At 71.5% G+C, this 24,832-nt stretch carries 17 protein-coding genes; 11 read left to right on the top strand and 6 right to left on the bottom strand.

Features of this window, described 5'->3' with window-relative positions; translation table 11 throughout:
• Positions 1–10: 10 nt before the first annotated feature.
• The 4 genes from AB0F17_RS58185 (at position 11) to AB0F17_RS58170 (ending at position 6,105) form a co-directional block, all read left to right on the top strand.
• Complete coding sequence (locus AB0F17_RS58185; RefSeq protein WP_358043415.1) at positions 11–1,768, top strand: serine/threonine-protein kinase; 1,758 nt, start codon at positions 11–13, stop codon at positions 1,766–1,768.
• A 9-nt stretch (positions 1,769–1,777) separates the two neighbouring features.
• Positions 1,778–4,831, top strand: a complete 3,054-nt coding sequence (locus AB0F17_RS58180) for a BTAD domain-containing putative transcriptional regulator (RefSeq protein ID WP_358043413.1) — start codon at positions 1,778–1,780, stop codon at positions 4,829–4,831.
• Between the two features lie 157 nt (positions 4,832–4,988).
• Positions 4,989–5,585 (top strand): hypothetical protein, encoded by a 597-nt coding sequence (locus AB0F17_RS58175; protein WP_358043410.1) that lies wholly within the window; start codon positions 4,989–4,991, stop codon positions 5,583–5,585.
• On the top strand, positions 5,569–6,105 hold the full coding sequence (locus tag AB0F17_RS58170) for an OmpA family protein (protein WP_358043407.1): 537 nt from the start codon (positions 5,569–5,571) through the stop codon (positions 6,103–6,105). The genes AB0F17_RS58175 and AB0F17_RS58170 overlap by 17 nt, the downstream gene beginning before the upstream one ends.
• Here the strand turns inward: AB0F17_RS58170 and AB0F17_RS58165 are convergent.
• The 3 genes from AB0F17_RS58165 to AB0F17_RS58155 all read right to left on the bottom strand — a co-directional run bounded on the left by AB0F17_RS58165 (position 6,095) and on the right by AB0F17_RS58155 (position 9,713).
• Positions 6,095–7,057 carry an ArsR family transcriptional regulator gene (locus AB0F17_RS58165; protein WP_358043404.1) on the bottom strand — a complete coding sequence of 321 codons (963 nt, stop codon included), beginning with the start codon at positions 7,055–7,057 and terminating at the stop codon, positions 6,095–6,097. The genes AB0F17_RS58170 and AB0F17_RS58165 overlap by 11 nt on opposite strands.
• 67 nt (positions 7,058–7,124) lie before the next feature.
• The gene (locus tag AB0F17_RS58160; protein WP_358043401.1) at positions 7,125–8,183 is read right to left on the bottom strand and encodes a trypsin-like peptidase domain-containing protein; all 1,059 of its coding nucleotides are present in this window, start codon (positions 8,181–8,183) and stop codon (positions 7,125–7,127) included.
• 93 nt (positions 8,184–8,276) lie between these two features.
• Positions 8,277–9,713, bottom strand: coding sequence for an AMP-binding protein (locus tag AB0F17_RS58155; RefSeq protein ID WP_358043398.1), 1,437 nt, complete (start codon positions 9,711–9,713; stop codon positions 8,277–8,279).
• Positions 9,714–9,792: 79 nt separating this feature from the next.
• Here AB0F17_RS58155 and AB0F17_RS58150 point away from each other — a divergent pair, with 79 nt between their 5' ends.
• Both AB0F17_RS58150 and AB0F17_RS58145 read left to right on the top strand, forming a co-directional pair.
• Positions 9,793–10,695: a hypothetical protein gene (locus tag AB0F17_RS58150; RefSeq protein WP_358043395.1), complete on the top strand. Its 903-nt coding sequence runs from the start codon at positions 9,793–9,795 to the stop codon at positions 10,693–10,695.
• A 61-nt stretch (positions 10,696–10,756) separates the two neighbouring features.
• A complete protein-coding gene (locus AB0F17_RS58145) occupies positions 10,757–12,934 on the top strand; it encodes an acyl-CoA dehydrogenase (protein WP_358043392.1) in 2,178 nt (725 codons plus the stop codon).
• A 105-nt stretch (positions 12,935–13,039) separates the two neighbouring features.
• Here the strand turns inward: AB0F17_RS58145 and AB0F17_RS58140 are convergent, their stop codons facing one another.
• Positions 13,040–14,914 (bottom strand): hypothetical protein, encoded by a 1,875-nt coding sequence (locus AB0F17_RS58140; protein ID WP_358043389.1) that lies wholly within the window; start codon positions 14,912–14,914, stop codon positions 13,040–13,042.
• Positions 14,915–14,964: 50 nt separating this feature from the next.
• Here AB0F17_RS58140 and AB0F17_RS58135 point away from each other — a divergent pair, with 50 nt between their 5' ends.
• From AB0F17_RS58135 to AB0F17_RS58115, 5 genes are all read left to right on the top strand, one after another.
• A complete protein-coding gene (locus AB0F17_RS58135; protein WP_358043386.1) occupies positions 14,965–16,536 on the top strand; it encodes a hypothetical protein in 1,572 nt (523 codons plus the stop codon).
• A gap of 134 nt (positions 16,537–16,670) precedes the next feature.
• Positions 16,671–16,805: a hypothetical protein gene (locus AB0F17_RS58130; RefSeq protein WP_263655675.1), complete on the top strand. Its 135-nt coding sequence runs from the start codon at positions 16,671–16,673 to the stop codon at positions 16,803–16,805.
• Positions 16,806–16,816: 11 nt separating this feature from the next.
• Positions 16,817–17,620, top strand: a complete 804-nt coding sequence (locus AB0F17_RS58125; RefSeq protein WP_358043384.1) for a glycosyltransferase — start codon at positions 16,817–16,819, stop codon at positions 17,618–17,620.
• Positions 17,617–18,720: a glycosyltransferase family 4 protein gene (locus AB0F17_RS58120; protein ID WP_358043381.1), complete on the top strand. Its 1,104-nt coding sequence runs from the start codon at positions 17,617–17,619 to the stop codon at positions 18,718–18,720. The genes AB0F17_RS58125 and AB0F17_RS58120 overlap by 4 nt, the downstream gene beginning before the upstream one ends.
• Positions 18,717–22,769, top strand: a complete 4,053-nt coding sequence (locus AB0F17_RS58115; RefSeq protein ID WP_358043379.1) for an alpha-(1->3)-arabinofuranosyltransferase family protein — start codon at positions 18,717–18,719, stop codon at positions 22,767–22,769. Before AB0F17_RS58120 ends, AB0F17_RS58115 begins: the two co-directional genes overlap by 4 nt.
• Here the strand turns inward: AB0F17_RS58115 and AB0F17_RS58110 are convergent.
• Together AB0F17_RS58110 and AB0F17_RS58105 are read right to left on the bottom strand one after the other, a co-directional pair.
• Positions 22,690–23,868: an acyltransferase gene (locus tag AB0F17_RS58110; protein ID WP_358043376.1), complete on the bottom strand. Its 1,179-nt coding sequence runs from the start codon at positions 23,866–23,868 to the stop codon at positions 22,690–22,692. The two genes, AB0F17_RS58115 and AB0F17_RS58110, sit on opposite strands and share 80 nt — an antisense overlap.
• Positions 23,865–24,584 (bottom strand): class I SAM-dependent methyltransferase, encoded by a 720-nt coding sequence (locus AB0F17_RS58105; protein WP_358043374.1) that lies wholly within the window; start codon positions 24,582–24,584, stop codon positions 23,865–23,867. The genes AB0F17_RS58110 and AB0F17_RS58105 overlap by 4 nt, the downstream gene beginning before the upstream one ends.
• Positions 24,585–24,832 lie beyond the last annotated feature (248 nt).

Below are 24,832 nucleotides of genomic sequence, written 5' to 3'. Positions count from 1 at the left end.
GGTATCTGCGATGAGTGGCGAGCGGGTCATAGGCGGGTACGCGCTGCGGCGCGTGCTCGGACGGGGTGGCATGGGTGAGGTGCACCTGGCCACCACGCCTACCGGTGGCCTGGCCGCGGTCAAGGTGATCCATCCCGAGCTGGCTCGCGATCCCGCGTTCCTGCGGCGGTTCGAACGCGAGGTGGCCGCGGCTCGCCGGGTGGCCAGGTTCTGCACGGCTCCGGTGCTGGACGCCGGGATCGACGGAGATGTCGCCTATCTCGTCACCGAATACGTCAAAGGGCCAGATCTGGCGCAGGCCGTACGGGAGCAGGGGCCGCTGTCCGGCTCCGACCTGGAGGCGCTGGCGGTGGGCATCGCGACCGCGCTCGGCGCCATCCATGGGGCGGGGGTCGTTCACCGGGACCTCAAGCCGTCGAACGTGCTGCTGTCGCCGCTCGGTCCGCGCGTGATCGACTTCGGCATCGCGCAGCTCGTCGACGCCGACAGCCTGGCCAGCCAGGCGATCCTGGGGACACCCGCGTTCATGGCGCCCGAGCAGGTACGCGGAGAGCCGCTCGGACCGGCAGCCGACGTGTACGCGTGGGGCGGGGTGATCGCTTTCGCGGGGACCGGGCGGTTGCCGTTCGGGGGCGGGGCTCCGGCCGAGGTGCTGTACCGGATCGTCAACGAAGGGCCACGGCTGGACGGCCTCGATGCGGGTCTGCGGGATGTGGTGGAGCGGGCGATGGCCAAGGAGCCGCGCCTTCGTCCCACGGCTCAGCAACTGCTGGCGTCCCTGATGGGAGGCACGCATCTCACCCCGGCCACAGCCACTCAGGTCGTGGAACGCACCTGGACCGGGCCTCGTGGCTTGGCGGGACCGGTTGACGGCGCGTCCGTGCGAAGTGCTTCCGTCCGGGGGCCGCTAGATGTGAGCGGAACCGCCCGGATCACTCCTGGTGCGAGCGCGCCCGTCCAGGGGCCGCTGGCTGTGAGCGGAACCGCTCGGATCGCTCCTGATGCGAGTGTGTCCGGCCAGATCGCGCCAAGCGCGAGCGGTGATGTCCGGGATGCGGCTGTACCGAGCGCACATGGCCGGAATGCGCTGTCGGACAAAGGATTCCCCCGTGGTGGGGTGACGCGGCGTCGGTGGCCGTGGGTGGCAGGGGCGGTCGCTGTTCTGGCCGTTGTGGTGGTGGGAGTCGTGGTGGCGCCTTGGGTGTGGGAGGGGCGGCCGTACACGGCGGGGTTCGGCGACTCCTGGGCTACCGGGGCGTCCGACGGCGGGGACGCGCGGGTCGCCGGGAGTGACTACGTGCTGACCGCCAAGCCGGGCTGGCGCCTGTGGAAGTCGGCGCCCGCTCGGGAGCCGGACGGCGGCGTGGTGGTGAGCGCGAAGGCGCGGCGCGAACAGGGGTCCGGCGAGTACGGCGTGTGGTGCCACGGTTCGGCGAGCTCGGGGGACCGCTACGAGTTCGGGGTGAGCGGCTCGGGGCAGGTCACGATCGTCAAGCGCCGTACCGGGCAGAAGGGTACGCCGCTGTACGGTCCGGCGGCGGTCAAGGGGGCGACCGGGAGCAACCGGATCGTCGCCGAGTGCGCCGACGCCGAGGCCGGCGGCAAGGTGGGGCTGCGGATGTGGGTGAACGAGAGGCTCGTTGCCGAGGTGTCCGATGCGAGCGATCCGCTCGGGTCCGGTGAGGCCGGCGTTTATGCGGCGCCGGACGCCAAGGAGGCGCTGCGCGTACGCTTCGAGTCGTTCGCCATCGACCGCACGAAGGACTAAGCCCCTTAAATGCCGAAATTTCCGGCGCTGCCCGACGAGGAGGGACGCAGTCCTGTGCGGTTCCGGGTGCTGGGGCCGTTGCGGGTCGAGAGCAGGCCGCAGCCTGGGGCTCTGTCTGGGCCACAGCCGGGGGCTTTGTTTGGGCCGCCGTCTGGGGCGCCGTCTCGGCCGCGGCCGGGGCCGGAACCGCAGTTACAGCCGGGGCCGGCGAAGCATCGGGCGGTGCTGGCCGCGCTGCTGGTCTCCGCCGGGCGGGTGGTGCAGATCGAGCGGCTGATGGCCGTGGTGTGGGACGACCGGCCGCCGGCCTCCGCGGAGTCGGTGCTCAGGGTGTACATCAGCGCCCTGCGCAAGCTCGTCGACGGCATCAGGACCGTACCCAGTGGCTACCTGATCGACGTCGAGCCGGATGAGGTCGACTGCCACCGGTTCGAGCGGCTCGTCGGCGAGGCCCGGCGGGCCAGGGAGGCGGGCCGGGCGGAGGTGGCCGTCGAGGGGTTCCGGGCGGCGCTGGCGCTGTGGCGAGGGGACGCCATGGCCGATATCGAGTCCTCTTACCTGCGCAGGACGCGGGCCGTACCCCTGGAAGAGCTCCGCCTGACCGCGCTCGAAGAGCGCGTGGAGCTGGACCTGCTGCTGGGCAGGGGCGGTGAGGTGGTCGGCGAGTTGCGGGCACTCGTCGGGGCGTATCCGCTGCGCGAGCGGGCGTGGGCCCTGCTGCTGGACGCGCTGCGCCAGGCCGGGCGGCGAGCGGAGGCGCTGGCGGCCTACCAGGAGGCCCGGCGGGTGCTGGTGGATGAGCTCGGGTTGGAGCCTGGGGCCGAGCTGGTCGAGGCACATCGGCGGGTGCTGTCGAGCGAGACGTCCTCAAACGAGGGACCGCCGCCGATAAGGTCGGCAGGCGATGGACCACCACATGCGCTGATAAATGAGGCGCCGCCGGATATTTCGGATTTCACGGGGCGAGCGGCCGTCCTCGACTGGATCGCCGCCGGGACGCCCGGACAGGGGAGCGCCCCTGTGCACCTGGTCGTCCACGGGCCGCCGGGATGTGGCAAGTCCGCCGTGGCCGTACGCGCCGCCACCATGATCGCCCTCCCCGGCGGCCGCCTCTACGCCTCGCTGCGCGACCGCCAGCCCGGCGCCGTGCTCGAAGACCTGCTCCGATCCCTGGGCTGCCCTGACGGCGCTGTGCCCGCCGCATTGGACGAGCGTGTACGCCTTTATCGCGGTATGACGGCCCCCCGCAGCCTCCTCGTCGTGCTCGACGACGCCACGGACGAGGCCCAGGTACGCCCGCTGCTCCCCACCGGACCGGGCAGCCTGACGCTGGTGACCAGCCGTTCCCCGCTCGCGGGGTTGGAGGCGGCCAGGGCGTACGAGCTGGGCGTCTTCGAACCCGGCGAGGCCGTGGCCATGCTCGCCGAGGTGGTGGGCCGTGAACGGGTCGACGCCGAGCCGGAGGCCGCCGCGCGCATCGTGCGACTCTGTGGTGGTCTGCCCCTGGCCCTGCGCATCGCCGGATCCCGCCTGGCGAGGAAACCGGGCTGGACCCTTGAACACCTGGCCGGACGGCTGGGTGACGAACGGCGACGACTGGACGAGTTGAGCGCGGGCGACCTGGCCGTCCGTGGCAGCCTGGCGCTCGGTTACCAGGGGCTGGCCGACTCAGAGCGGCGGCTGCTGCGCAGGCTGGGTGCGCTGTCCGCGCCCGACTTCGCGTCGTGGGCGCTGGGCGCCGATCTGGAGCCGCTGGCCGAGGCGGGCCTGCTCCAGTCACGCGGCCTGGACGAGGCGGGCGGCGAGCGGTACGGCTGGCACGACCTGACCCGGCTGTACGCCGCCGAACGCCTGGCCGCCGAGGACGGAGGCCCGGCAGCGGTGCTGGCCGAGCTCGCGGGCGAGATCCTCGACCGGACCAGGCAGGCGAGGACGGCCCTGCTCCCCGCCGAACCCGGCTCAGGCCGCACCGTGGCCCACACTGCGGAACACGTGCTGGAGCCCGGTTCGGGCCGGGCGGGAGAGCCGAGCCTCGGATGGGCGGGAGGGCCGAGCCTGGGGTGGGCGGGTGACTCAGGGCTGGTGCGGACCGGTGGGTGGGGGTTGGAGACCGGGCGGTTGCGGGCGGATGCTCAGTGGCTGAGTGCCGAGCGACGGTTCCTCGTGGCGACCGTAGGAGACTTCCACCGGGCCGGACTGCACGAGGCGGCCTGGCGGCTGGCCTTCTATCTGACTCCGTTGTTCGAGCTGGGCGCGCATCACGACGACTGGCACGTCACCGCTGCCACCGGCCTCGACTCGGCGCGGGCGGCGGGGCATCGGGAGGGTGAGGCGCTGCTGTTGCGTGGTCTGGCCGACCTCCATCGGGCGGAAGGCCGTCCTGAGTCCGCCGCGGCCGCACTCAGAGCCGCGCAGCCGCTGGTCGAGGGGCTGGAGCTGGCCCGGATCACGCTGCGGCTCGGTCTGGTCGAGCGGCGGCCGGCCGAGGCGGAACGCGCGCTGGCCAGGTGCCTGCGGGTGTTCGAGGAGGCCGGGGACCGGCGTGGCACGGCCGACGCGCTCCGGGCGCTGGGCGTCGTACGCGGGGATCCGGGGCTGGTGGAACGGAGTCTGAACGCGTACGGAGAGCTGGGTGACCCGCGCGGCGAGGCGGAAGCCCTGCTCGACCTGGCCAGGCTGCACCTCGACGCCCACCGATACGCCCGGGCGCGCGACTGCGCCGAGCGGCGGATAAGGATCAACCGGCGTCTCGGTGACCGGCTGCCGGAGGCGGCCGGTCTGCTCGTGCTGGCCGAGGTCGCCGGCGCCGAGGGCGATCCGGAGGGGGCGGCCAGGCTGGCCGGGGAGGCCGAGGCGACGTTCACGGCTCACAGCGACCGGAGAAACGCCGCAAAAGCCCTGATTATCCGGATAAAAGCACTCCTCGACCTTGATGAGATCGATGCTGCTGTTGATGGTCTTGCGCGTGTTATGGGAGAGTCTGACAGCTTCGGTGAGCCCCGGAGCGCCGAGGTCGAGCTTCTGTCGCAAGAGCTGCACAGACGCCGCGGCCTGCGGATTTAGGCACGCCCTGCGGGTTGAGCGGTCTGCGGGTTAAGCGGTCTGCGAGGTCCGTGGCCTGCGGATTTAGTCGCAGTCCGCAGGACTATGCGGATCCTGAAGGTCGCCCGGCTACCGTCGCCCCACGAGTTACACCCCTACCGGCAAAGGTGATCAGAACATGCGGAAGACGATCGCGCTGGCCGTCGCGGCCGTCGCGCTGACCGGCTGCGGGATGCTCCCTGCCCAGCAGGGCGGCAGCGGCGAGGAGCAGACGGGCCAGACCAGCGAGACCGCGCCACCCGTGCGGCCCACCGAACCCAAAGCATCCCCCGAACAGCAGCAGACCGCGCCCTCGCAGGAGACCAAGGCGATCGCGAGCCGGGAGACCAAGGTCGGGTCGGGCGGCCAGTACGGCAAGGCCCGCGTCGACATCACCGCGCTCAAGCGGCAGGGCAGGACGATCAGCCTCAACTGGACCGTCACCGCCACCGACGGCAAGGTCAACCTGCACAACGGCATGGGCAGCGGCACGCTCGACTACACGGTGTCGGCCGTCTCCCTGATCGACCCGGTCAACGCCAAGCGCTACCGCGTCGCCCGCAACGGCACGGGCGAGGACGCCAAGTGCGTCTGCTCGGGCACGCAGGGGCAGTTCCTGCAGTCCGGTGACGCCACCACGCTCTACGCGGTCTTCGCCGCCCCGCCCCCGGACGTCACGAAGATCAATGTCGAGATGCCGATGATGGGCGTGTTCACCGATGTTCCGATCTCTTAGCGTCGCGCTGGCCCTCGTCCTGTCCCCGACCCCCGCTCCGCCCGCCAACGCCACCGGCCCGGTGGAAGACCTGGTGCTCCCCGTCGAGGACATCATCGGCGAGGTCGAGTCGCTCGACGGCACCGAGAGCGAGACCAAGCTCGGCAAGCAGGTCACGGTCGCGCTCACCAGTGATGTGCTGTTCGCGGTCGACAAGTGGGTGCTGACCGCCGAGGCGAGGAAGCGTCTCCAGGAGGTGGCGCGCAAGATCGACGCGGAGGGCGCCGGGGGCGTCGTGAAGGTCGAGGGGCACACCGACGACCAGGGCACCGACGCCTACAACGTCACGCTGTCACAGCGCCGGGCGCAGGCCGTGCAGCGGGCCGTGCGCGGCCTGCTGACCGGCGGCGACGCGGATCTTCAGGCGAAGGGGTACGGCGAGAGCCGCCCGAAGGTGCCCAACATCGTCGACGGCAAGCCCGTCGCCGCGAACCGGGCGAAGAACCGCCGGGTGGAGCTGGTCTTCAACGTCAAGCAGTGAGCCCGGCCAGCCCGTCGCCCATCGGAGTGCGGCTGTAGAGCACCGACCGGCCGCTGCGCGTACGCGAGACCAGGCCCGCCCTGCGCAGCACGGCCAGATGGCCGCCCACGCCCCCGAGCGTCATCGAGAGCTGGGCGACGAGCTGGCTGGTGCTGGCCGGGCTGTCGAGCGCGGCCAGTACGGCCGCCCGGCCCCGCCCGAGCAGCGCGACCAGGCCGTCGGCGGCGGGCGAGCCCCGCTCCCAGAGCGCGGCGACCCCGTGCGCGGGATAGGTGAGGCCGTACGCGCGCGGCGGATCGAGGTAGACGTACGTGGCGCCGAACGCGTTCGGCATCAGCACCACGCCCACGCCACCGAGCCGGTGTGAGGCCCCGCCGACCTTGCCGAGCAGGATGCGCTCCTCCTCCAACACCATGTCGATGTCCAGACGGCCGAACACCTCCGCCCAGCCGTACACCGAGAGCCGGCCAGCCCGCCGCACGATGTCGCGCTCCAGCAGGGCGCGCAGCCGGGGCCAGTCAGGGGCGAGCAGCTCGGTCCAGAACGCTTCGAGCGCGTCGGCGACCCGCACGGGGGCGTCGGGAACGTCGAGCGCCGCATCGACCGGCCGGCCCCGATGGCTGAGCCGCAGGTCGGCGGCGACCCGGCCGGCGGGCGTACGCCGGACGGCGGCCAGCTCCCGCTCGAAGGTGACGTCCACGCCCTCGGGCGGCACACAGTAGAAGTCGGGCGCGTAGTCGGTCACCCGGTGCAGCCGGATCAGGGCCCGCAGCACCGGGCTGCCCGCCAGCAGCCGCTCGTACCGGTCGCGCACGCGGGCCGTCCAGATGGGCAGGCCGGGCGGTACGTTCTGGCCGCTCAGCACGTTGAGCGCGCCGACGACCTGGCTCATCGGCGACAGGCCGAACCTGACCTTCGCCAGATCCTCGGGCGTGCACTCGAGATGAGCCATCCGTTTCGCCTCCCGACGAAAGAGCCTCCCGGCGAAAGAGACGAAAGAACGGTCATCCTAGCGAGCGTCAATCGCCCGGCAGCACGCCCAGGGTGACGGTGATCGTCTTGGTCGAGCCGTCCTCCTTGACGACCTCCACCTTGGCCTGCTGCCCCGGCTTGAGCGCGGACAGCGATTCGGCGAGTGAGGGCAGCGTCGGCGTGTCCTTGCCGTTGATGGAGATGATCACGTCACCGGGCCGGATCCCGGCCTTCTCGGCCGCGCTGCCCTTGTCGACCTTGGCCACGGCGACCCCGGTCGGCCGGCCGTTGTCGCCGATGACCGTGCTGCCCCTGATGCCGAGGGCGGCCCGGTGGCTGTTGGTGACCTTGCCGTTGCGGACGATCTGCGCGGCGATGTCCGTCGCGGTGTTGCTCGGGATCGCGAACCCGATGCCCGGCGCGGCCCCGCCGCCGAGGTCCGGGTCCGTCGCCGCGAGCGTCGGGATGCCGATGACCTGCCCGGACAGGTCGACGAGGCCGCCGCCGCTGTTGCCGGGGTTGATCGCCGCCGACGTCTGGATCGCGCCGCTGATCGTCGCGCCGGGCGAGCCGGGGTCCTGTGGCTCGCTCACGGTACGGCCCAGCGCCGAGATGATGCCGTCGGTGACGCTGCCCGACAGCCCCAGCGGGTTGCCCATGGCGAGGACGAACTGGCCGACCCGGAGCTTCGACGAGTCGCCGAACTTGGCCGGGGTCAGCCCCTTCGGGTCGTCCACCTTGATGATCGCCAGGTCGCCGCCGGAGAAGCTCTTGACGATCCGGGCCTTGCGCGAAGTGCTGCCGGTGGCCAGCGTCACGTCCATCCGGGTGGCGTGCCCCACGACGTGCGCGTTGGTGAGGATGTGGCCCGCCGAGTCGTACACGACGCCCGAGCCGAGCCCCGCCTTGGTGGTGATCTGCACGATCGACGGCATCACCTGCTGGATGACGCGCTCGTAGGCCTGCTCCAGCGACTGCGCGGACATCTGAGAGGGAGGCGCGGCGGTGGGCGTCGCCGACGAGGGCGTGGTAGTGGCGGTGGGCGCCTGGGCCGAGCATGCGACCAGCAGCATGGCGGCGGCGATCGCCACGGCGACCTTGCTCATGCAGAGGTAGTGCCCCGCTCGGTGAGGCTCATGCAGAGGTGGTGCCCCGCTCGCGGAGGTGGTGCCCCGCTCGGCGAGAAAGACGGGCAGGACTCAGCGGGAAAGCTGGGAAAGATACGTCTCGCGGACGTTACGCCTGCTCAGCTTGCCCGTGGGCGTACGCGGCAGCGTGTCGCGGAACTCGATGACCCGCGGGTGCTTGAGCTTGGCGAGCCGCGGCGCGCAGTGCCGCATCAGCTCGGCGGTGAGCCCGCCGGTCTCGGCCCCCGCGGTGGGCTGGACGAGCGCGACGACCCGCTGGCCCCACTCGGGGTCGGGCACGCCGATCACCGCGACGTCGGCCACGGAGGGGTGTTCGAGGAGTACCGCCTCGATCTCGGCGGGATAGATGTTGACGCCGCCCGAGATGATCAGGTCGGTCCTGCGGTCGAGGAGGAACAGGTAGCCCTCGTCGTCCAGATAGCCGATGTCACCGGGCGTGTAGGCGCGCCCGCGCATGGCGGCCGCCGTCTTGCCGGGGTCGCCGTGGTACTCGAAGCGGCTGACGCCGCCGATGTAGACCAGCCCCGGTTCGCCGGGCGCGACCTCCTCGCCGCCGTCGCCGACGATCGTGAACGTCTTGCCGTCGAGCGCCCGGCCGACCGTGCCCGGCCGGGCCAGCCACTCCTCCGACGACACCATGGTGGCCACGGCCGCCTCGGTGGAGCCGTAGTACTCCCACAGCACGGGTCCGAGCCAGTCGATCATGGCCTGCTTGGTCGCGGGCGGGCACGGCGCCGCGCCGTGGTAGAGATGCGTGAGCGATGACAGGTCGTACGTCTCCCGATCCGGTACGGCCAGCAGCCGGTGGAACATCGTGGGCACCATGAACGCGTTCGTCACCCGATACCGCTCGACCAGCCGCAGGGTCTCGGCCGCGTCGAACCGCTCCGGCGCCACGATCGAGTGCCCGAACTGCAGCGCCATCATCGCCTGCCCGTACGGCGCCGAATGGTAGAGCTGCGAGCACACCAGGTGCACACCCCCGACCGGCAGCCCGAAATGCGTCCAGCTCTTGCGCATGAGGATCGGGTACAGCTCCTCGGGCGTCAGATCGAGCAGCCGCCTGCGCACGCCCTTCGGCCGCCCCGTGGTGCCGGAGGTGTAGAGCATCATCGACCCGGCCCGCCGGTGCTCCGGCGCGCTGTCCGGCTGACCGGCCACGAGCTCGCCGACGGTGAGCGCGGCAGGGGAGACCACCGCCTTCGCGCCGCAGTCGGCCACGATGTAGGCGATCTCCTCATCGGTGAAGTGCCAGTTGACCGGTACGAGGTGGGCGCCGATCTGGTACGTCGCGAGCATCATGGTCAGGGCGTCGAGCCCGTTCCTGAGCACGGTCACCACCGAGTCGCCCCGCGCCACCCCGCGTGCGGTCAGACCGTGGGACGCCTGGTTGGCGCGGGCGAGCAGCTCGCCGTACGTCGCGCCGTCCGGGCCCAGCAGGGCGGGACGTCCGGCGTCGGCGGCGGCGATCTCGTAGAAACCCCTCATGCCCGTGACCATACAGAACTAGATTCTGCACGGGGAATAGCGGAATTATCCCGCTGCTTCGTGACGTAACCTGAAAGCCATGGCGGACGTCGGTGACCAGATACCATCCTCGGACTCTCCCACCACCCCGTTCAGGAAGATCGTTCTGCCGACGGACGAGACGGTCATGGTCTCCCGGCCGCCGGAGCCGCTTCCCCCGCTCCCACCTCTGCCTCCACCGCCCCCGCCGCTCAAGGGCGGGCTGTTCGCCCGGATAGGCGACGTCCCGATCAAGGTCGTCTACCTGATCGGCGCCATCATCGCGACCGTGCTGGCCGTCATGCTGGTGTTCGTGATCTTCTCCGGCGACGTGCCGAAGGACGCGCAGCTGGCCCCGCGGCAGGTCGCCCCGATCTCGCCGGTGCCGGGGGCCTCCGCCTCGCCCAAGCCGTCGGCGACCGCGGTTCCGGTGGTGCCGAAGAACCTCGTCTACCCCCAGCAGCCCGGTGTGGCGACCGTCACGATCGGCACGATCTCCGACCTGGCGACCGGGATCAGCTACCCGCGCCTGGGGCTGCCGTGGACGGCCAAGTCGTTCGCGCCGTTCGCCATCGCCCAGCGCGTCGGCAAGGTGGCCGTCCCGCACACGGTGATCGCCTCGGCGATGCTCCCCGGCGCCACCCCGAAGACCAAGCCGGCCAAGACCGCCGACTACCGCGAGCTCGCCGTCAGGGCCGTCAACTGGTCGCTGCGCACGCAGTATCCGGCCGGTGCCACACTCACCTGGACCGGATCGCAGAAGGTGCCGGTGGGCAAGGGCTGGATGCTCGGCTACAAGGTCACCTACACGGTCTCCGGCAAGCAGAAGACGTCGCAGGCCATCATGTCGATCCACGAGGTGGGGAAGACCAAGCCGGCGATGCTGCTCGCATCGATCCCCCAGAGCGGCAAGTCGCACTACCGTGACCTGAACACGATCGTGCTGGGCGTACGGACCCTCTAAGTCAGAAGCATGCTCTAGAATATGGTTCTGGCATGTACCGGGCCTGGCTGGAGGATGTGCGATGGCGATCGGGTTGAGCGAGGAACACGAGGCGCTCCGCGAGTCGGTGAGCGGCTGGGCAGAGCGGAACATCCCCGCCGAGCTGCTGCGATCCGGCACGGATGAGCGTCCCGGCTTCTGGCCGGGGCTCGCCGAGCAGGGGCTGCTCGGCCTGCACCTGCCCGAGGAGGCCGGCGGCTCCGGTTACGGGCTGCTGGAGACCGCGGTCGCCGTCGAGGCGCTGGCCGAGCGGATGGCGCCGGGGCCGTACGTGCCGACCGTGCTCGCCAGCGCGGTCATCCACGCCTCCAAGCGGCACGACCTGCTGCCCGCGCTCGCCGACGGCACCTCGACCGGCGCGGTCGCGCTGCGTGGCTCGCTCAGCGGCACCCGCGACGACGACGGCGCCCTGGTGGTCTCCGGTACGGCCGAGCCGGTCCTGGGCGGCTCGCTGGCCGACGTGCTCGTGCTGCCGGTGTCCACCCCGGAGGGCGAGGAGTGGATCGCGCTCGACGCCTCCGCCGCGACCGTCACCGCGCTCAAGTCGCTCGACCTGACCAGGCCGGTGGCGAAGGTGGAGCTGGACGCGGTGGCCGTGCCCGCCGAGCGGGTCCTGGACGGGGTCGAGGGCCCCGACGTGCTCGACCTGGCCGCTGTCCTGCTCGGCGCGGAGGCCGCGGGGCTGGCCTCCTGGTGCGTCACCGCCGCGTCAGACTACGCCAAGGTACGGGTGCAGTTCGGGCGGCCGATCGGCCAGTTCCAGGGCATCAAGCACAAGCTGTCGCGCATGCTGGTCGCGCTGGAGCAGGCCCGCGCCACGGTCTGGGACGCCACCCGCGCCAGTGGGCGCGAGCTGGAGTACGCCGCCGCGATCGCCGCGGTGATGGCCCCCGACGCGGCCGTACAGTGTGCCAAGGACGCGATCCAGACCTTCGGCGGCATCGGCTACACCTACGAGCACGACGTGCACCTCTACTACCGCCGCGCGCTCACGCTCCGCGCGGTGCTCGGCTCGTCGGCCGAGTGGGCGGCCACCGTCACCGCGCTCGCCCTTCAGGGCGTCACCCGCGAGATGGAGATCGACCTCCCCGAGGACGCCGAAGAGCTGCGCGAGTCGATCCGCGCCGAGGTCGCGTCGCTGAAGGAGCTGGAGGGCAAGGAGCAGAAGCGGGCGCTGGCCGCGCGCGGCCTGGTCATGCCGCACCTGCCGAAGCCGTGGGGCCGCGGCGCCAAGCCGCTGGAGCAGGTGCTGATCGCGCAGGAGCTCAGGGCCGCGCGGGTGAAGCTGCCCGCGATGATCATCGGTGCCTGGGTGGTGCCGTCCATCGTCTCGTACGGTACGCCCGAGCAGCAGGAACGCTTCCTGCCCAAGACGCTCAGCGGCGAGATGATCTGGTGCCAGCTCTTCTCCGAGCCCGGCGCCGGATCCGACCTGGCCTCGCTGCAGATGAAGGCGGACAAGGTCGAGGGCGGCTGGAAGCTCAACGGCCAGAAGGTCTGGACCTCGGTCGCGCACGTCGCCGAGTGGGGCATCTGCATCGCCCGCAACTCCTCCGAGGGCTCCAAGCACGAGGGCATCACCTACTTCCTGGTCGACATGAAGGCGCCGGGGGTCACGGTCCGGCCGCTGACCGAGATGACCGGCGAGAACCTGTTCAACGAGGTCTTCCTGGACGACGTGTTCGTGCCCGACGAGCTGGTCGTGGGCGAGGTCGGACAGGGCTGGAAGGTCGCCCGCAACACGCTGTCGAACGAGCGGGTCTCGCTCTCGTCCGGTTCGGGCGGCACGGGCGCGTCCGTGCCGGACCTGCTCGGGCTGGTGGGGCGGCTCGGCCGGGAGCTGTCCCCGGTCGAGGCGTACCAGGTCGCGCAGGTGATCTGCGAGGGGCACTCCATCAACGCGCTGTCGCTGCGGGTGACGCTCAAGCAGTTGGCGGGGGGCGAGCCCGGCGCGGACGCCTCGGTACGCAAGCTGCTGTCCACCGCGCACGCCCAGCACGTCTCGGAGTCCGCGGTGGAGCTGCTGGGGGCCGCCGCCGTGGTGGCCGCCGACATGAAGCTCGGCGACGCCGGCTACTGGAACCGGGCGGTGCTCGCCACCCGGGCGATGACCATCTACGGCGGCACCACCGAGGTGCAGCTGAACATCATCGGGGAGCGCATGCTCGGCCTGCCCAGGGACCCTGAGCCGGGCAAATGACGGCGGGGGCCGGGCTCGGGAAGCAGCCCGGCCCTCCACGGGCATCGGCCCGCTCGCTACGGGCATCGGGGCCGCGGCGCGGGCGAGCGCGGGCGGGCGCGGGTCTCAGGAGGGGCTGACCGGCTGGAGCGGGCTCGGCGTGCCGTCGCTCCACGGCCTCGGGATGCCGATCTTGATCTCCCCGAGGCAGGCGGCCGGGCCGTTCACCGTACGGATGACGAGCTCGGTCCCGCCGCCGTTGATCGCGGCGAACGTCCAGCCGAATCCCTTCTCCGCCGGCACGTCGGCCTGTGCGGTGCCGAGCCGTACCGACAACCGGGTGGCGGCCTGGTTGAGGTAGCCGACCTGGACCGTCCACTCGCCCTCGGGCAGCCGCACCGGCAGCGGGAAGCGGACCTCGCGCGCGCCGACCGGCGTGCAGCCGTCGGCCCGCGCGGGGACCGTCAGGCCGTCGATGCTCACCGGGCGCAGCCGGCCCTGCTGGTCGAAGATCAGCGGGTTGCGTATCGGGCCGCTGAGCCGCCTGGTCCAGGTCACCGGGTGCGACGCGATCGGCCCGAGCACCTTCGAGGCCAGCGCGTAGTCGTAGAAGAAGAGCGGATAGACGACCTTGGCGGGCACGTGCGTGTCGAGCACGACCGCGTTGTCCGGGACGCGCTTGAGCGCCAGCCGGCCGGTCTCGACGTAGCTCTTGACGTTGGCGCCGAGCGGCAGGCGGGTGTACGCGGTGACCGACCAGACCGAGCCGAGCGCGAACGCGGCGGTCAGCGGCAGCCAGGCGAACCTGAGCCGCGGCCAAACCCGCAGCCAGGGGCGTTCCTCACCGGTGAGCGGGATGAACGCCAGCCCGATGGCGATCGCCACGACCATGGCCGTGGAGGAGACGTAGCGTAGTTCGGCGCCGCTCAGGTCCGGGCCGAGCTGCTGGATCCGGCCGATCATGACGGGCACCACGTCTGCGAGCGTGAAGTAGCTGAGCAGCACCAGCCACGCCAGCCAGGCCCGCCGCCTGAAGAGCACGGAGACCGCCAGCACGACCACCGCGACGCCGAGCCCCGCCCAGACCGCCGCGGGCGGCGTCGCCGCGGTCGCGTAGTCCTCCCCGATCGGCAGCCACTGCCAGGGCCCGCCCAGAGACGTCGGCACCAGCGAGCTGGACAGCAGCGTCCAGGCGAATCGCGCCGCCAGCCCCGCGTCGGGCAGGGTGGGCTGGATCGTGTCGTTGGTGAGCTGCACGGAGGTGAGGAGCTGGCGGAAGAACACGCCCGCGTAGACGGCGAGCACCCCCGCGTAGAGCAGCCAGGCCCGCCATCGCCCCCGCCACCCGAGCCAGCCCACGCTCAGCGCGAGGGCCAGCAGCAGGATGAACGGCGCCTTGACGAAGAACGCCATCCCGAACACCGTCCAGCCCGCGGCGGCCACCGCGTGCCTGAACCGGCCCGTCCTGGTGTAGAGGACGTGCGAGCAGAGCGCCATCGGCAGCGCGATCTGGAACGGCAACGTCTCGATCACCACCGCCCACCACGACAGCGACGAGATCGTCATCGGGGTCAGCAGGTAGAACGCGAGCGGCACCAGGATGGCCGGGCGCGCCCCGAACAGCAGCCGCAGCAGCCGAAGCAGGGCCAGGCTCGCCGCGCCCAGCAGGCTGATCGTCACGACATGCGCGAGAACGTCGTTGTAGACGCCCAACCGGCCCATCGCCCACTGGATCGCGAACGGGCCGGGCACCAGGTGGCCGTAGTCGACCCGCATGAGGTAGTCCCACGTCAGGTCGTGCTCCAGGCCGCGGGCGATGAAGGTGAAGTCGTCCTGGCGGAAGTACGTACGCCGGACCAGGCCGAACTTCCACACGAGCTGCACGACGATCATCACCAGGGCGGCGGCCACCACGGCGTCGCCGCCACGCAGCCACTGACGGGCCCCCACCGTCGTCTCGCTCGTCGCCACCCCGCCCCCTCCAGCCGGAAGCGTAGTCATGGGGTGATTTATGGGGAATAGCCGTTGTGTGGTTGTGATGTCATAGCGGGATGCCGAACACGACCCGAGCAGGACCGCTGTCGGCCGTGCTCGGTCTCGCCCTCGGCTGCCTCGCCCTCGGACCCGCTCTGGGCTGGGGTTTCGTCCTCGTGCAGGACATGGTCTTCGTGCCGGACCCGGCTTTCTCGCGTTTCACGTTCGGGCTCGCCGGCGGGGCGCCGCGGGTGGTGCCCAGTGACGCTGTGGTCACCGCGCTGGCCTCCGTGCTCCCGGCCGAGCTGGTGCAGAAGGCGATCCTGCTGGGCATCTTCGTGCTGGGCTGCTCGGGCGCCGCGCTGCTCGTGCCCGCGGGCTTCCTCGGGGCCCGGCTGGTGGCCGGGGCGTACTACGTGTGGAACCCGTACGTGGCGGAGCGGCTGCTGATGGGGCAGTGGGCGCTGCTGCTGGGGTACGCGGGCCTGCCGTGGGTGGTGCGCGCGGTCCGCGCGGGGCGCGGGCTGCTGCCCGCCGTGCTGCCCGCCGCCGTCGGTGGCTTCGCCGCCATGACCGTCACGGCCCTCACGGCGCTGCCCGTCGCGGGCCGGCGGGTCCGGGTGGGAGCGGTGCTGCTGGCCGTCAGCCTGCCGTGGCTGCTGCTCGCGGTCCTGCGGCCGGGCGGGCTGAGCGGGGATCCGGTGGGCGTGGACGCGTTCGCGGCCAGGGCGGACGGACCGTTCGGTGCGGTGGGCAGCCTGCTGTCGCTGGGCGGGATCTGGAACGCCGGCGCCGTTCCGGCCGGGTACGAGACGGCGGTGGGCTCGGTGGCGCGGCTGGCGCTGGCCGTGGCGGGGATCGTGGGATTCGTCCTGATGAAGGACCGGCCGAAGGGGCTGGGGGTGGCGGCGGCCATCGGGTTCGGGATCGCCTGCCTGGGGGTGACCGAGCCGGGGCGCGTGGCGTTCAGGTGGCTTGTGGGGGTGTGGGGCGGGTTCGCGGTGTTCAGGGACGCCCAGCAGTTCGTCGCGCCGCTCGCCCTGCTGGCCGCGCTCGGCCTCGGCGCCCTGACACAGAAGGCCCTGACCGAGAAGACGCCGACCGAGAAGTCCTTGACCGAGAAGGCGTCGGCGCGGAGCCCGCTGCCGGGGAAGGCCGGGCGGTGGGCCGTGCTGATGGTGCTCGTGCCCGTGGCCGTGCTGCCGACCATGGCCTGGGGCGGGGCGGGGGCGCTGCGGGCCGTGAGCTACCCGGAGAGCTGGAGCCAGGCCCGCGAGGTGATCCGGCGGGATCCGCGGCCGGGGGACGTGCTGGTGCTGCCGTTCGAGTCCTACCGGAGGTTCCCGTGGAACGGGGACCGGGCGGTGCTCGACCCGGCGCAGCGCTACTTCGCCGTGCCGGGGCGGAACGTGGTCGCCAACGACTCCGTACGCGTCGGGAACATGGTCGTCGGGGCCGAGGACACGAGGTCCCGCGAGGTAGAACGCGTACTAGAAGCACCCTCGCCAGACCTGGCCGCAGCGGGCTTCCGGTACGTGGTGGTCGACGCGGGCACGCCGGCCGAGCGGCGGCGGTTCGAGAGCTGGCTCAGCGGAGCGAGCCTGCTGGTGGCCATAGATGACCTGAGACTGTACCGACTCGCCGGATAGTTTGTACGGTTTTGATAAGACCAAGTCCGTTGATCAGCGGATTTATTAAGATTTCGTAGAGCTACTTCCGAGTAGCAAGAATTGGTTCTAGGTTTGTGACGCCCGTTCATTTGCCGCTCGAGGAGGAACCCCCCGTGATCAAGATCCTCTTAGCAGCGATCATCGGTGTCGCCGTCGCCGCGCTCGTCGCGACGGTTACCACCGTGTCCTTCACCGGGGCCACCGCGACACCCGTCAACCGGCCGCTCTACAACTACGGCGACCGGTAGTCCGAGCCGTTATGCCGCCCTCCCCCCAAGGGGACGAGAGGACGAGCCGACCACCACTGCTAGAGATCGTCGTTCCCGCCTTCAACGAGGAGCGGCGGCTTCCTGGGGGGCTCCTGCAGCTGTGCGCGAAGCTTGCCCGCATGCCGTTCCCGACCGCCGTCATCGTGGTCGACAACAACAGCACGGACAGCACCGGCGAGATCGTCAGAACCTGGCCGCAGGGGCCGGTTCCGGTCCGGCTCGTCGAGTGTGCGACTCCCGGCAAGGGTGCCGCCGTCCGCGCGGGGTTGCTCGACACCTGCGCGCCCTTCGTGGGCTTCTGCGATGCCGACATGGCCACCGACCTGAAGGCCATCGACGTCGCGTTCGGGCTGCTGCTCTCCGGTGAGCGCGTGGTCGTGGGCTCGCGGGCGCACGCGTTCTCCGACGTGGAGAACCGGCACAGCCGGGTCCGCGAGCTGGGCGCCGTCGGCTTCCGCGCGCTGGCCAGCGTGCTGGTACGCGGGGTGAGCGACACCCAGTGCGGCTTCAAGTTCTTCGACGGCGCGCTCGTCCGCGAGGCCGTCGCCGGGCTGCGTACCTTCGGCTTCGCCTTCGACGTCGAGCTGCTGGCCCGCTGCGTCGCGGTCGGCTCGACCGTGCTGGAGATCCCTGTCGACTGGCGGGACATGCCCGGCTCGCGCTTCTCCCCGGCCAGGCACGGCGCCGGCATCCTGCTGGAGCTGGGCCGGATCTGGCTCAGGCTGCGCGCCGCCCCGCGCTCCGATGTCAGCCCGAGGTGGGAGCAGCCGCTCGACCCCGTCGGATCTCCGTGAACGTCGCCGTCGTCAACTGGCGTGATCCGTGGCACCCGGCCGCCGGTGGCGCGGAGACGTATGCCTGGGAGATGGCCCGCCGCTTCGCGCGCGCCGGCGACGACGTGTGCTTCGTCACGGCGCGGGCGCCGGGTCAGCGCCGGAAGGAGACCATCGAGGGGGTACGGCTGGCCCGCATGGGCGGGCCGTTCACCGTCTATCCCCTGGTGCTGGTCTGGCTGGTGCTCCGCCGTGGTGTGTTCGACGCGGTGCTCGACTGCCAGAACGGCATCCCGTTCTTCACCCCGCTGGTGCTGCCTCGCCGTACCAAGATCATGTGCGTGGTGCACCATGTGCATGACCGGCAGTTCGACGTGCATCTGCCCCGGTGGCTGGCGGTGCTCGGGCGGTTCCTTGAGGGGCCGGTGTCGCGGTGGACGTACCAGGGGCACGAGAGCGTGGCCGTGTCGCCCTCGACCGTGAGCGCCATGCGCGAGCGGCTCGGCTGGATCGGCCCCATCCACATCGTGCCCAACGGCGTGAACGTCGCCACGAGCGGAGACTTCCCCCGGAGCCGGACCCCGCGCCTGGTCTGCGTCGGCAGGCTGGTCGCGCACAAGCGCGTCGACCTGCTGCTGGACGCGGTGAGCCAGCTCAGGAAGCAGTGGCCGGAGCTCACCGTGGACGTGGTCGGCAGAGGCCCGGAGGAGGCGCGGCTGCGCGCCCGGCTCCCGGAGGGCGTCACCATGCACGGCTACCTGCCCGAGGCGGAGAAGGAGCGGCTGATCGCCGCCGCCTGGCTCCAGGTCAACGCCTCACAGGGCGAGGGCTGGGGGCTGTGCGTGCTGGAGGCCGCCGCGCTCGGGGTGCCGACCGTCGCGTTCGACGTGGACGGGCTCAGGGACGCGGTACGGCACGGCGAGACGGGCTGGCTGGTGCCCGAGGGCCTCGGCAGCACCGGCCTGGCCAAGGGCATCGCCGCGGCCCTCGACGAACTAAACGACACCTATAGCGTGAAATGTCGGGAATGGGCGGGGAAGTTTTGCTGGGACCGGAGCGCGGAACGGCTGGCCGCGCTGGTGCATGGACGGACGGCGGGACCCGGCTGGGAGGAGCCGTGATCGAGAGGGTGCGGCACAGGCTCTGGCTGGCGCTGTGCTGTCTGGGCTTCGCCGTGCTGACGTTCACCACCAAGCAGGGCGACATCATCTCCGACACCAAGCTCGACCTGGCGCTCAACCCGCTCGGCTGGCTGGAGCGCGCCGCCCACCTCTGGGACCTCCAGCACTTCGGCCAGTTGCAGAACCAGGTGGCCGGCTACCTGTTCCCGATGGGCCCGTTCTTCGCGCTCGGCGACCTGGCCCACCTGGCGCCCTGGGTGACCCAGCGGCTCTGGCTGACGGTGCTGCTGTGCGTGGCGTTCCTCGGCGTGGAACGGCTGGGCAGGCAGCTCGGCGTCGGCACGCCGGGCACCCGGATCGTCGGCGCGCTGGCGTACGCGCTGGCGCCGCGCACCCTGTCGATAATCGGCGAGATCTCGATCGAGTGGCTGCCCGCAGCGATGCTGCCGTGGATCCTGATCCCGCTGCTCACCGCCACGGAGACGGGCCAGCGGGCCAGGGCGGCGGTCAGATCCGGGCTCGCCGTCGCGCTCTGCGGCGGCGTGAACGCGGTCGCGGTGCTGGCCGTGCTCATCGCCCCGGTGCTCTACATCCTGACCCGGCCGAGCCCGGTGCCCCGCTGGCGGATGCTCGGCTGGTGGAGCGGCGCGGTCGCCGTGGCCACCCTGTTCTGGTGGCTGCCGCTGCTGCTCGTGGGCCGCTACGCGTTCTCCTTCCTGCCCTACACCGAGACGGCCTCGACGACCACGCAGGTCACGTCGCTGACCAACGTGCTGCGAGGCGCCTCCGACTGGGTGCGCTACCTGAGCGTCGGCGGCGTCACCGACCAGCCCGCCGGCTACGCGATCGCCACCTCGGCCGTGCTGGTCGTGATCACCGGCCTGCTGGCCGCGCTCGGCCTGGCCGGCCTGGCCCGGCGCGACCTGCCCGCGAAGGGCTTCCTGCTCGTGGTGTTCGTCGTGGGCGTGGCCGCGCTGGTCGCCGGGCACACGAGCGCGCTGGAGCCGGTCGTCGCCGAGCCCGTGCGGTGGCTGCTGGACGGGCCGCTCGCGCCGCTGCGCAACCTGCGGAAGTTCGATCCGCTGGTCCGGCTGCCGCTCGCGTTCGGGCTGGCGCACCTGCTGGCCGGGGCCCGGCTGCGGCTGCGTTCGGTGGCCCTGGTGGCCCTGGCCGGGCTCGTGCTGCCCGTCTTCAACCAGGGGCTGGGCGCTCCCGGCGACTTCAAGGAGGTGCCGCTCTACTGGCGGCAGGCGGCGTCCTGGGTGAACGAGAACGCCGGAGACGACGGCGTGCTGGTCGTGCCCGGCGCCAAGTTCGGCGAATACCTCTGGGGCCGGCCGATGGACGACCCCATGCAGCCGCTGTTCACCGCCCGCTGGACCACCCGGCAGGTCGCGGCCGCCGGCTCCGTGGGCCTGACCAGGCTGCTCGACGCCATCGACCAGCGGCTCACGGCCGGGTACGGCTCGCCGGGACTGACCGAGGTGCTGCGCAGGATGGGCGTGCGTTACCTGGTCGTCAGGAACGACCTCATGCGGGCGAACCTCCAGGGCGCCTGGCCGTCCAGGATCTACGAGGCGCTGCGCGAGTCGCCGGGCATCACGAAGGTGCGCTCGTTCGGCGGGGAGGTGGGCGACACCGTCACCGACGACGTGATCGAGTCGGTGGACTGGCCGTTCCCCGCGCTGGAGATCTACGAGGTGTCGGGCAGCTCCGACCTGCTCAGCGTGCAGTCGGCGGGTGATGCCGTACAGGTGCGCGGCGGGCCGGACTCCCTGCTCACGATGGGCGATCTCGGCCTGCTCGGCGACGGTCCCGTACTGGTGAACGGCGACGCGGGCAAGCGCGAGACGCCGGCCGTGGTGAGCGACGCGCTGCGGCTGCGCGAGCGGCAGTTCGGTGAGATCCGGTCGAACTGGACGCCCACCCTGACGGCCGACCGGCGCGACGACTTCTCCGGGGTCAAGACGCTCGACCTGCTCGAGGACGGCTGGCTGCGTGACACCGCCACCGCCGAGTACGACGGCATCTCCAGCATCACCGCCTCCTCCTCGGTGGCCGACGCCGACGCGGTGCCCGGCCTCAGCGCCACCGGGCGCAGCCCGTGGGCCGCCATGGACGGCGACTACGAGACCGGCTGGGAGAGCGGCGGCTGGCACCGGCCCCAGGGCGAGTGGCTGCGCGTGGACCTGCCCAGGCGGCGGGTGATCCCCGCCTTCCAGGCGACGTTCACCAACAACGTGCTGCTCGGGCAGTCGGTCAAGCGCGTGGCCGTGGAGACCGAGGGCGGCCGGGTCGAGCAGGACGTCCAGCGGACCAACAGCCCGCAGACGCTGCGCGTCCCGCCCGGCGCGACGAGCTGGCTGCGCGTCCGGATCCTGGCCACGTACAACGCCGACTGGAGCTTCGTGCAGCGGGTGGGCATCACCGAGCTCACGATCCCCGGCATCCTGCCCGGGCGGACGATCCGGCTGCCCGGCGAGGGCGGCGACGCCTTCGTGATGGACCGGGGGCTCGACTCCCGCCCCTGGTGCATGCGGAACCAGAGCCGCTGGATCTGCAACCCGCTGCTGGCCCGGCCGGGCGAAGAAGGCGCCGGATTCGACCGGACTTTTACCGTTAAGCAGGGACAGAAGGCTGCAGTACGCGGCTCCGCTGTCCTGCGGGATTCCAAGCTCGTCGACCGCTTCACCCGGCTGGGCGAAGGACTGACCACGGTGACCGGCTCGTCGCAGGCGAGCAAGGACGCGGTGTCCGCGCCGAGGTCGGCGTTCGACGCCGACGCGGCCACCACCTGGCTCCCGGCCGCCAGTGATCCCGAGCCCACGCTCACGCTCGGCTGGAAGGCCAGGCGCGTGCTCTCGCGGATCCAGATCGCCCGGCCCGGCGGCGACAAGCAGCCGCTCGACGTGGTCCTGACCGGCGACAAGGGCGCCGTGCGCAGCGGCCGGGTGGACGCGAACGGCTACCTGAGCTTCAAGGCACTCGCCACGACCCGGCTCAAGCTGCGCTTCTATGCCGCCGCCAAGCGGCTGGAGGTCACCGAGCTGGTGATCCCCGGCGTCCAGCCGGCCGCCCGGCCGGAGGGCGTGCCGTTCCGGCTGGCCTGCGGACAGGGACCGAGCCTGCAGGTCAACGGCGTGACCGTGGCGACCAACGTGACCGGCACCTTCGCCGACCTGCTGGAACAGCGGCCGGTGAAGTTCACCGGCTGCTCGAGGGCCGCGCTCTCGGCCGGCGACAACCGGGTCAGGGCCGCCGGCTGGGACCCGTTCGCGGTGGAGAACCTGGTGATCGGCTCGCTCCCCGCCGAGCCGCCGGCCGTGGAGGGCGCGGCGGTTCCGGGCTCGTGGACGTCATCGGCGCGCGAGGCGAAGGTGACCGCGCCGAAGGACGCCTTCCTCGTCGTCAACGAGAACTACAACGCGGGCTGGCGCGCCGAGCTCGACGGGAAGGAGCTGCGGCCGGTCCGGATCGACGGCTGGAAGCAGGCGTGGGAGCTGCCCGCCGGCACGTCGGGGACCGTGCGCATGGAGTACCTGCCCGACAGGCCCTACTGGCTCGCGCTCGCCCTGGGACTGGCCGGGATCGCCCTGCTGACGCTGCTCGCCCTGGCGCTGCGCGGACCGCGTCCCGAACACGTCAGAGCGACCGCCGTCGCCGGCGAGTCGCGGCTGTCCCGCTGGCGGGTCCCGTACGTGATCGTGCTGGGGCTGGCCTTCGGCGGCTGGGTGGCGGACTGGCCGGGCATGCTCGCGGTCCTGGCCGCCGTCGTGGCGGTGCTGCTGCTGCGGGTACGGTGGGCGACGGCCGTGCACTGGGGCGCCGGCTGGCTGTTCGGCGGGGCGACGGCGGCGCTGGCGGCGGCCATGGCGCTACGGGACCACGGGGTGGACGTCGGGCCGCTGATGGATCAGGTGCCGCAGCTCGTGGCCTGCGCGGCCATGGGCGTGCTCTTCGGGCAGCTCGTCACGGAGCCGGAGCCACCGGCTGCGGAGCCGGAGCCGACGGCGGCGGAGCAGGTGCTGGCCGACGCCGGGCGAGCCTGAGCGCGGTCTCCTCGACGAGGTGGTAGCTGGCGGCGCTGAGCAGGAGCGAGGCGACGAACGTCAGGATCGCCACCTTCACGAAGTCACCGGTGAACGGCTGGTCTCCGGTGATCTTGTAGTAGAGGGTGATCACCGGCGCGTGCCACAGGAAGAAGCTGTAGGAGATGCGGCCCAGGTAGGCCGTGACCGGGTTGCCCAGCACGCGGTGCCGCAGCGAGTCGTGCCTGGAGGCGAGCGCGAACGGCGCGATCACGAGGACGGCCACCGACGTCTCCAGGATCATCCGCCAGAGCGACTGCGACAGCGTGGGCAGCGTGAGCGTGCGCGGACCGGCCAGCTCGGTGCTCAGCACCGCGTACAGCAGCAGCGCCAGCACCAGGAGCTGCGGCGCCAGCGCGTCGACCACCTTGCTCTGCTTGATCCACACCGACAGCACGGCCATGGCCATGCCGGCGGCGAAGTAGATCAGGTGATGCGGCAGCCAGAGCGCCAGTTGCGGCTGGTCGTAGGCGTGCGAGACGACCACGCTGGTCAGCGAGACCACCGGCAGCACGGCGATGCCCGCGAGCAGCCTGACCGGCCGGTTGCCGCCGCGCGCCCAGCCGTGCAGGGCCCAGGCGAGCACCGGCAGCAGCAGGTAGAACGCCATCTCGATCGGCATCGTCCACATCTGGTAGAGGCCGTCGGGGGCGCGGTTCTGCTCGGTGTAGTTCTGCAGCAGGAACAGCCACTTCGCCCAGCCGGTCCAGTCGAGCGAGCTCCACGCCCACAGGGCCAGCGCCGTGACCAGCCAGTAGGCGGGCAGGACGCGGACCAGCCGGCGCCAGAGATAGCGCCCTGGCTTGGGGCGCGGCGTGTCCTCGATGACCGCGCGGGCCCACGGGCGGTAGAGCAGCAGGCCCGACAGCAGGAAGAAGATGGGCACGGCGATGCCCAGCCGGGTGGTCATCCAGGCGAACATGCCCTCGCGGTAGATGATGCCGGTGTTGCCACCGACGTGCAGCACCCAGACGCCGAGCGCGGCCAGGGCGCGGATGCCGTCCAGCGCGGCGTCCCTGCCCGCCGTCGGACCCTTCGCAGGCGCCTGCACGGTGCTCATAGGCGTTTCCTGAGTACGAGAACCAGGTTCCACGTCGCGAACTCCCTGACGATCGGCACCTTCAGCATCGGCCGCCACCACCAGGGCAGGTAGCGGGGCAGCACGTCGACCAGGTCGGCGTCCGTACGGGTCCGCGCCCAGCGCAGCCCGTCGGCCACCGACACCGGATAGAGACTCTCGCCAAAACGGTTCTTGGGCGGCTTACCGTGCTTGTCCTCATATTTCCGAGCGGCCCGGTCGCCCCCCAGGTAGTGCCAGGGCGAGGTCTCGTGACCGCCCCAGGGGGAGAGCCAGTTCGTGTACGCGAGGAAGATCAGGCCACCGGGCCGCGTGACGCGCGTCATCTCGGCCGCCATGCGCCACGGGTCTGGAACATGTTCCAGCACGTTGGACGAGAAGCACACGTCGAAGGAGGCGTCGGCGAGCGGCAGATCCAGCGCGCTGCCGAGCACGCCGCCGCCGGGTGTGCCCTGCCCGGCCAGCTCGCCGGCGTCGACGTCCACGCACAGGCAGCGGGCTCCGTCACGCCTGAAGGCGTCGGCGAAGTATCCCGGCCCGCCCCCCACGTCGAGCACGGTCTTGTCGGCCAGCGGGCCGTAGTGCCGGAGCTGCGCGGTGGTGTCGGCGGCCAGCGTGGCGTAGTAGGCGCTCGGCGTCGCCTGCTCGGACCTGAACGCGCGGAACAGGCGGATGGATCTGGCCAGATCGGCGCGCATGCTCGCGGCTCCCGGGGGGTTGACGGGCTACCACAATAGAACGAAGCTCTGGCCGAGGCGAGACCGATGAGGGGGCGGCGCGGTAACATCCCGCTCTGACCGGCTTCATCGTAGAACCTGTTCCGATTCGTTATGCGAAGGTAGCTGCAGCGATCTGTCATCGAATGCTACTTTCCAGTAGCGATCATGTTGCGGGTGTGTCACACCCGTGACTGATGTCCGGGGGGACAAGTAACCGGTTCTCGTAT

The sequence above is a fragment of the Nonomuraea sp. NPDC026600 genome, assembly GCF_040638335.1.
GTDB lineage: Bacteria > Actinomycetota > Actinomycetes > Streptosporangiales > Streptosporangiaceae > Nonomuraea.
Note: the sequence above shows the minus strand (reverse complement) of the source record. Positions and strands in the feature narration are given on the sequence as shown.

Excerpts from the sequence above, each read along its gene's own strand:
- AB0F17_RS58150 (WP_358043395.1), top strand. The coding sequence starts at position 9,793 with ATGGCGGACGTCGGTGACCAGATACCATCCTCGGACTCTCCCACCACC.
- AB0F17_RS58160 (WP_358043401.1), bottom strand. The coding sequence starts at position 8,183 with ATGAGCAAGGTCGCCGTGGCGATCGCCGCCGCCATGCTGCTGGTCGCA.
- AB0F17_RS58165 (WP_358043404.1), bottom strand. The coding sequence starts at position 7,057 with ATGGCTCATCTCGAGTGCACGCCCGAGGATCTGGCGAAGGTCAGGTTC.
- AB0F17_RS58175 (WP_358043410.1), top strand. The coding sequence starts at position 4,989 with ATGCGGAAGACGATCGCGCTGGCCGTCGCGGCCGTCGCGCTGACCGGC.
- AB0F17_RS58180 (WP_358043413.1), top strand. The coding sequence starts at position 1,778 with ATGCCGAAATTTCCGGCGCTGCCCGACGAGGAGGGACGCAGTCCTGTG.
- AB0F17_RS58170 (WP_358043407.1), top strand. The coding sequence starts at position 5,569 with ATGTTCCGATCTCTTAGCGTCGCGCTGGCCCTCGTCCTGTCCCCGACC.
- AB0F17_RS58110 (WP_358043376.1), bottom strand. The coding sequence starts at position 23,868 with ATGAGCACCGTGCAGGCGCCTGCGAAGGGTCCGACGGCGGGCAGGGAC.
- AB0F17_RS58125 (WP_358043384.1), top strand. The coding sequence starts at position 16,817 with ATGCCGCCCTCCCCCCAAGGGGACGAGAGGACGAGCCGACCACCACTG.
- AB0F17_RS58140 (WP_358043389.1), bottom strand. The coding sequence starts at position 14,914 with ATGACTACGCTTCCGGCTGGAGGGGGCGGGGTGGCGACGAGCGAGACG.
- AB0F17_RS58105 (WP_358043374.1), bottom strand. The coding sequence starts at position 24,584 with ATGCGCGCCGATCTGGCCAGATCCATCCGCCTGTTCCGCGCGTTCAGG.
- AB0F17_RS58135 (WP_358043386.1), top strand. The coding sequence starts at position 14,965 with ATGCCGAACACGACCCGAGCAGGACCGCTGTCGGCCGTGCTCGGTCTC.
- AB0F17_RS58185 (WP_358043415.1), top strand. The coding sequence starts at position 11 with ATGAGTGGCGAGCGGGTCATAGGCGGGTACGCGCTGCGGCGCGTGCTC.
- AB0F17_RS58145 (WP_358043392.1), top strand. The coding sequence starts at position 10,757 with ATGGCGATCGGGTTGAGCGAGGAACACGAGGCGCTCCGCGAGTCGGTG.
- AB0F17_RS58155 (WP_358043398.1), bottom strand. The coding sequence starts at position 9,713 with ATGAGGGGTTTCTACGAGATCGCCGCCGCCGACGCCGGACGTCCCGCC.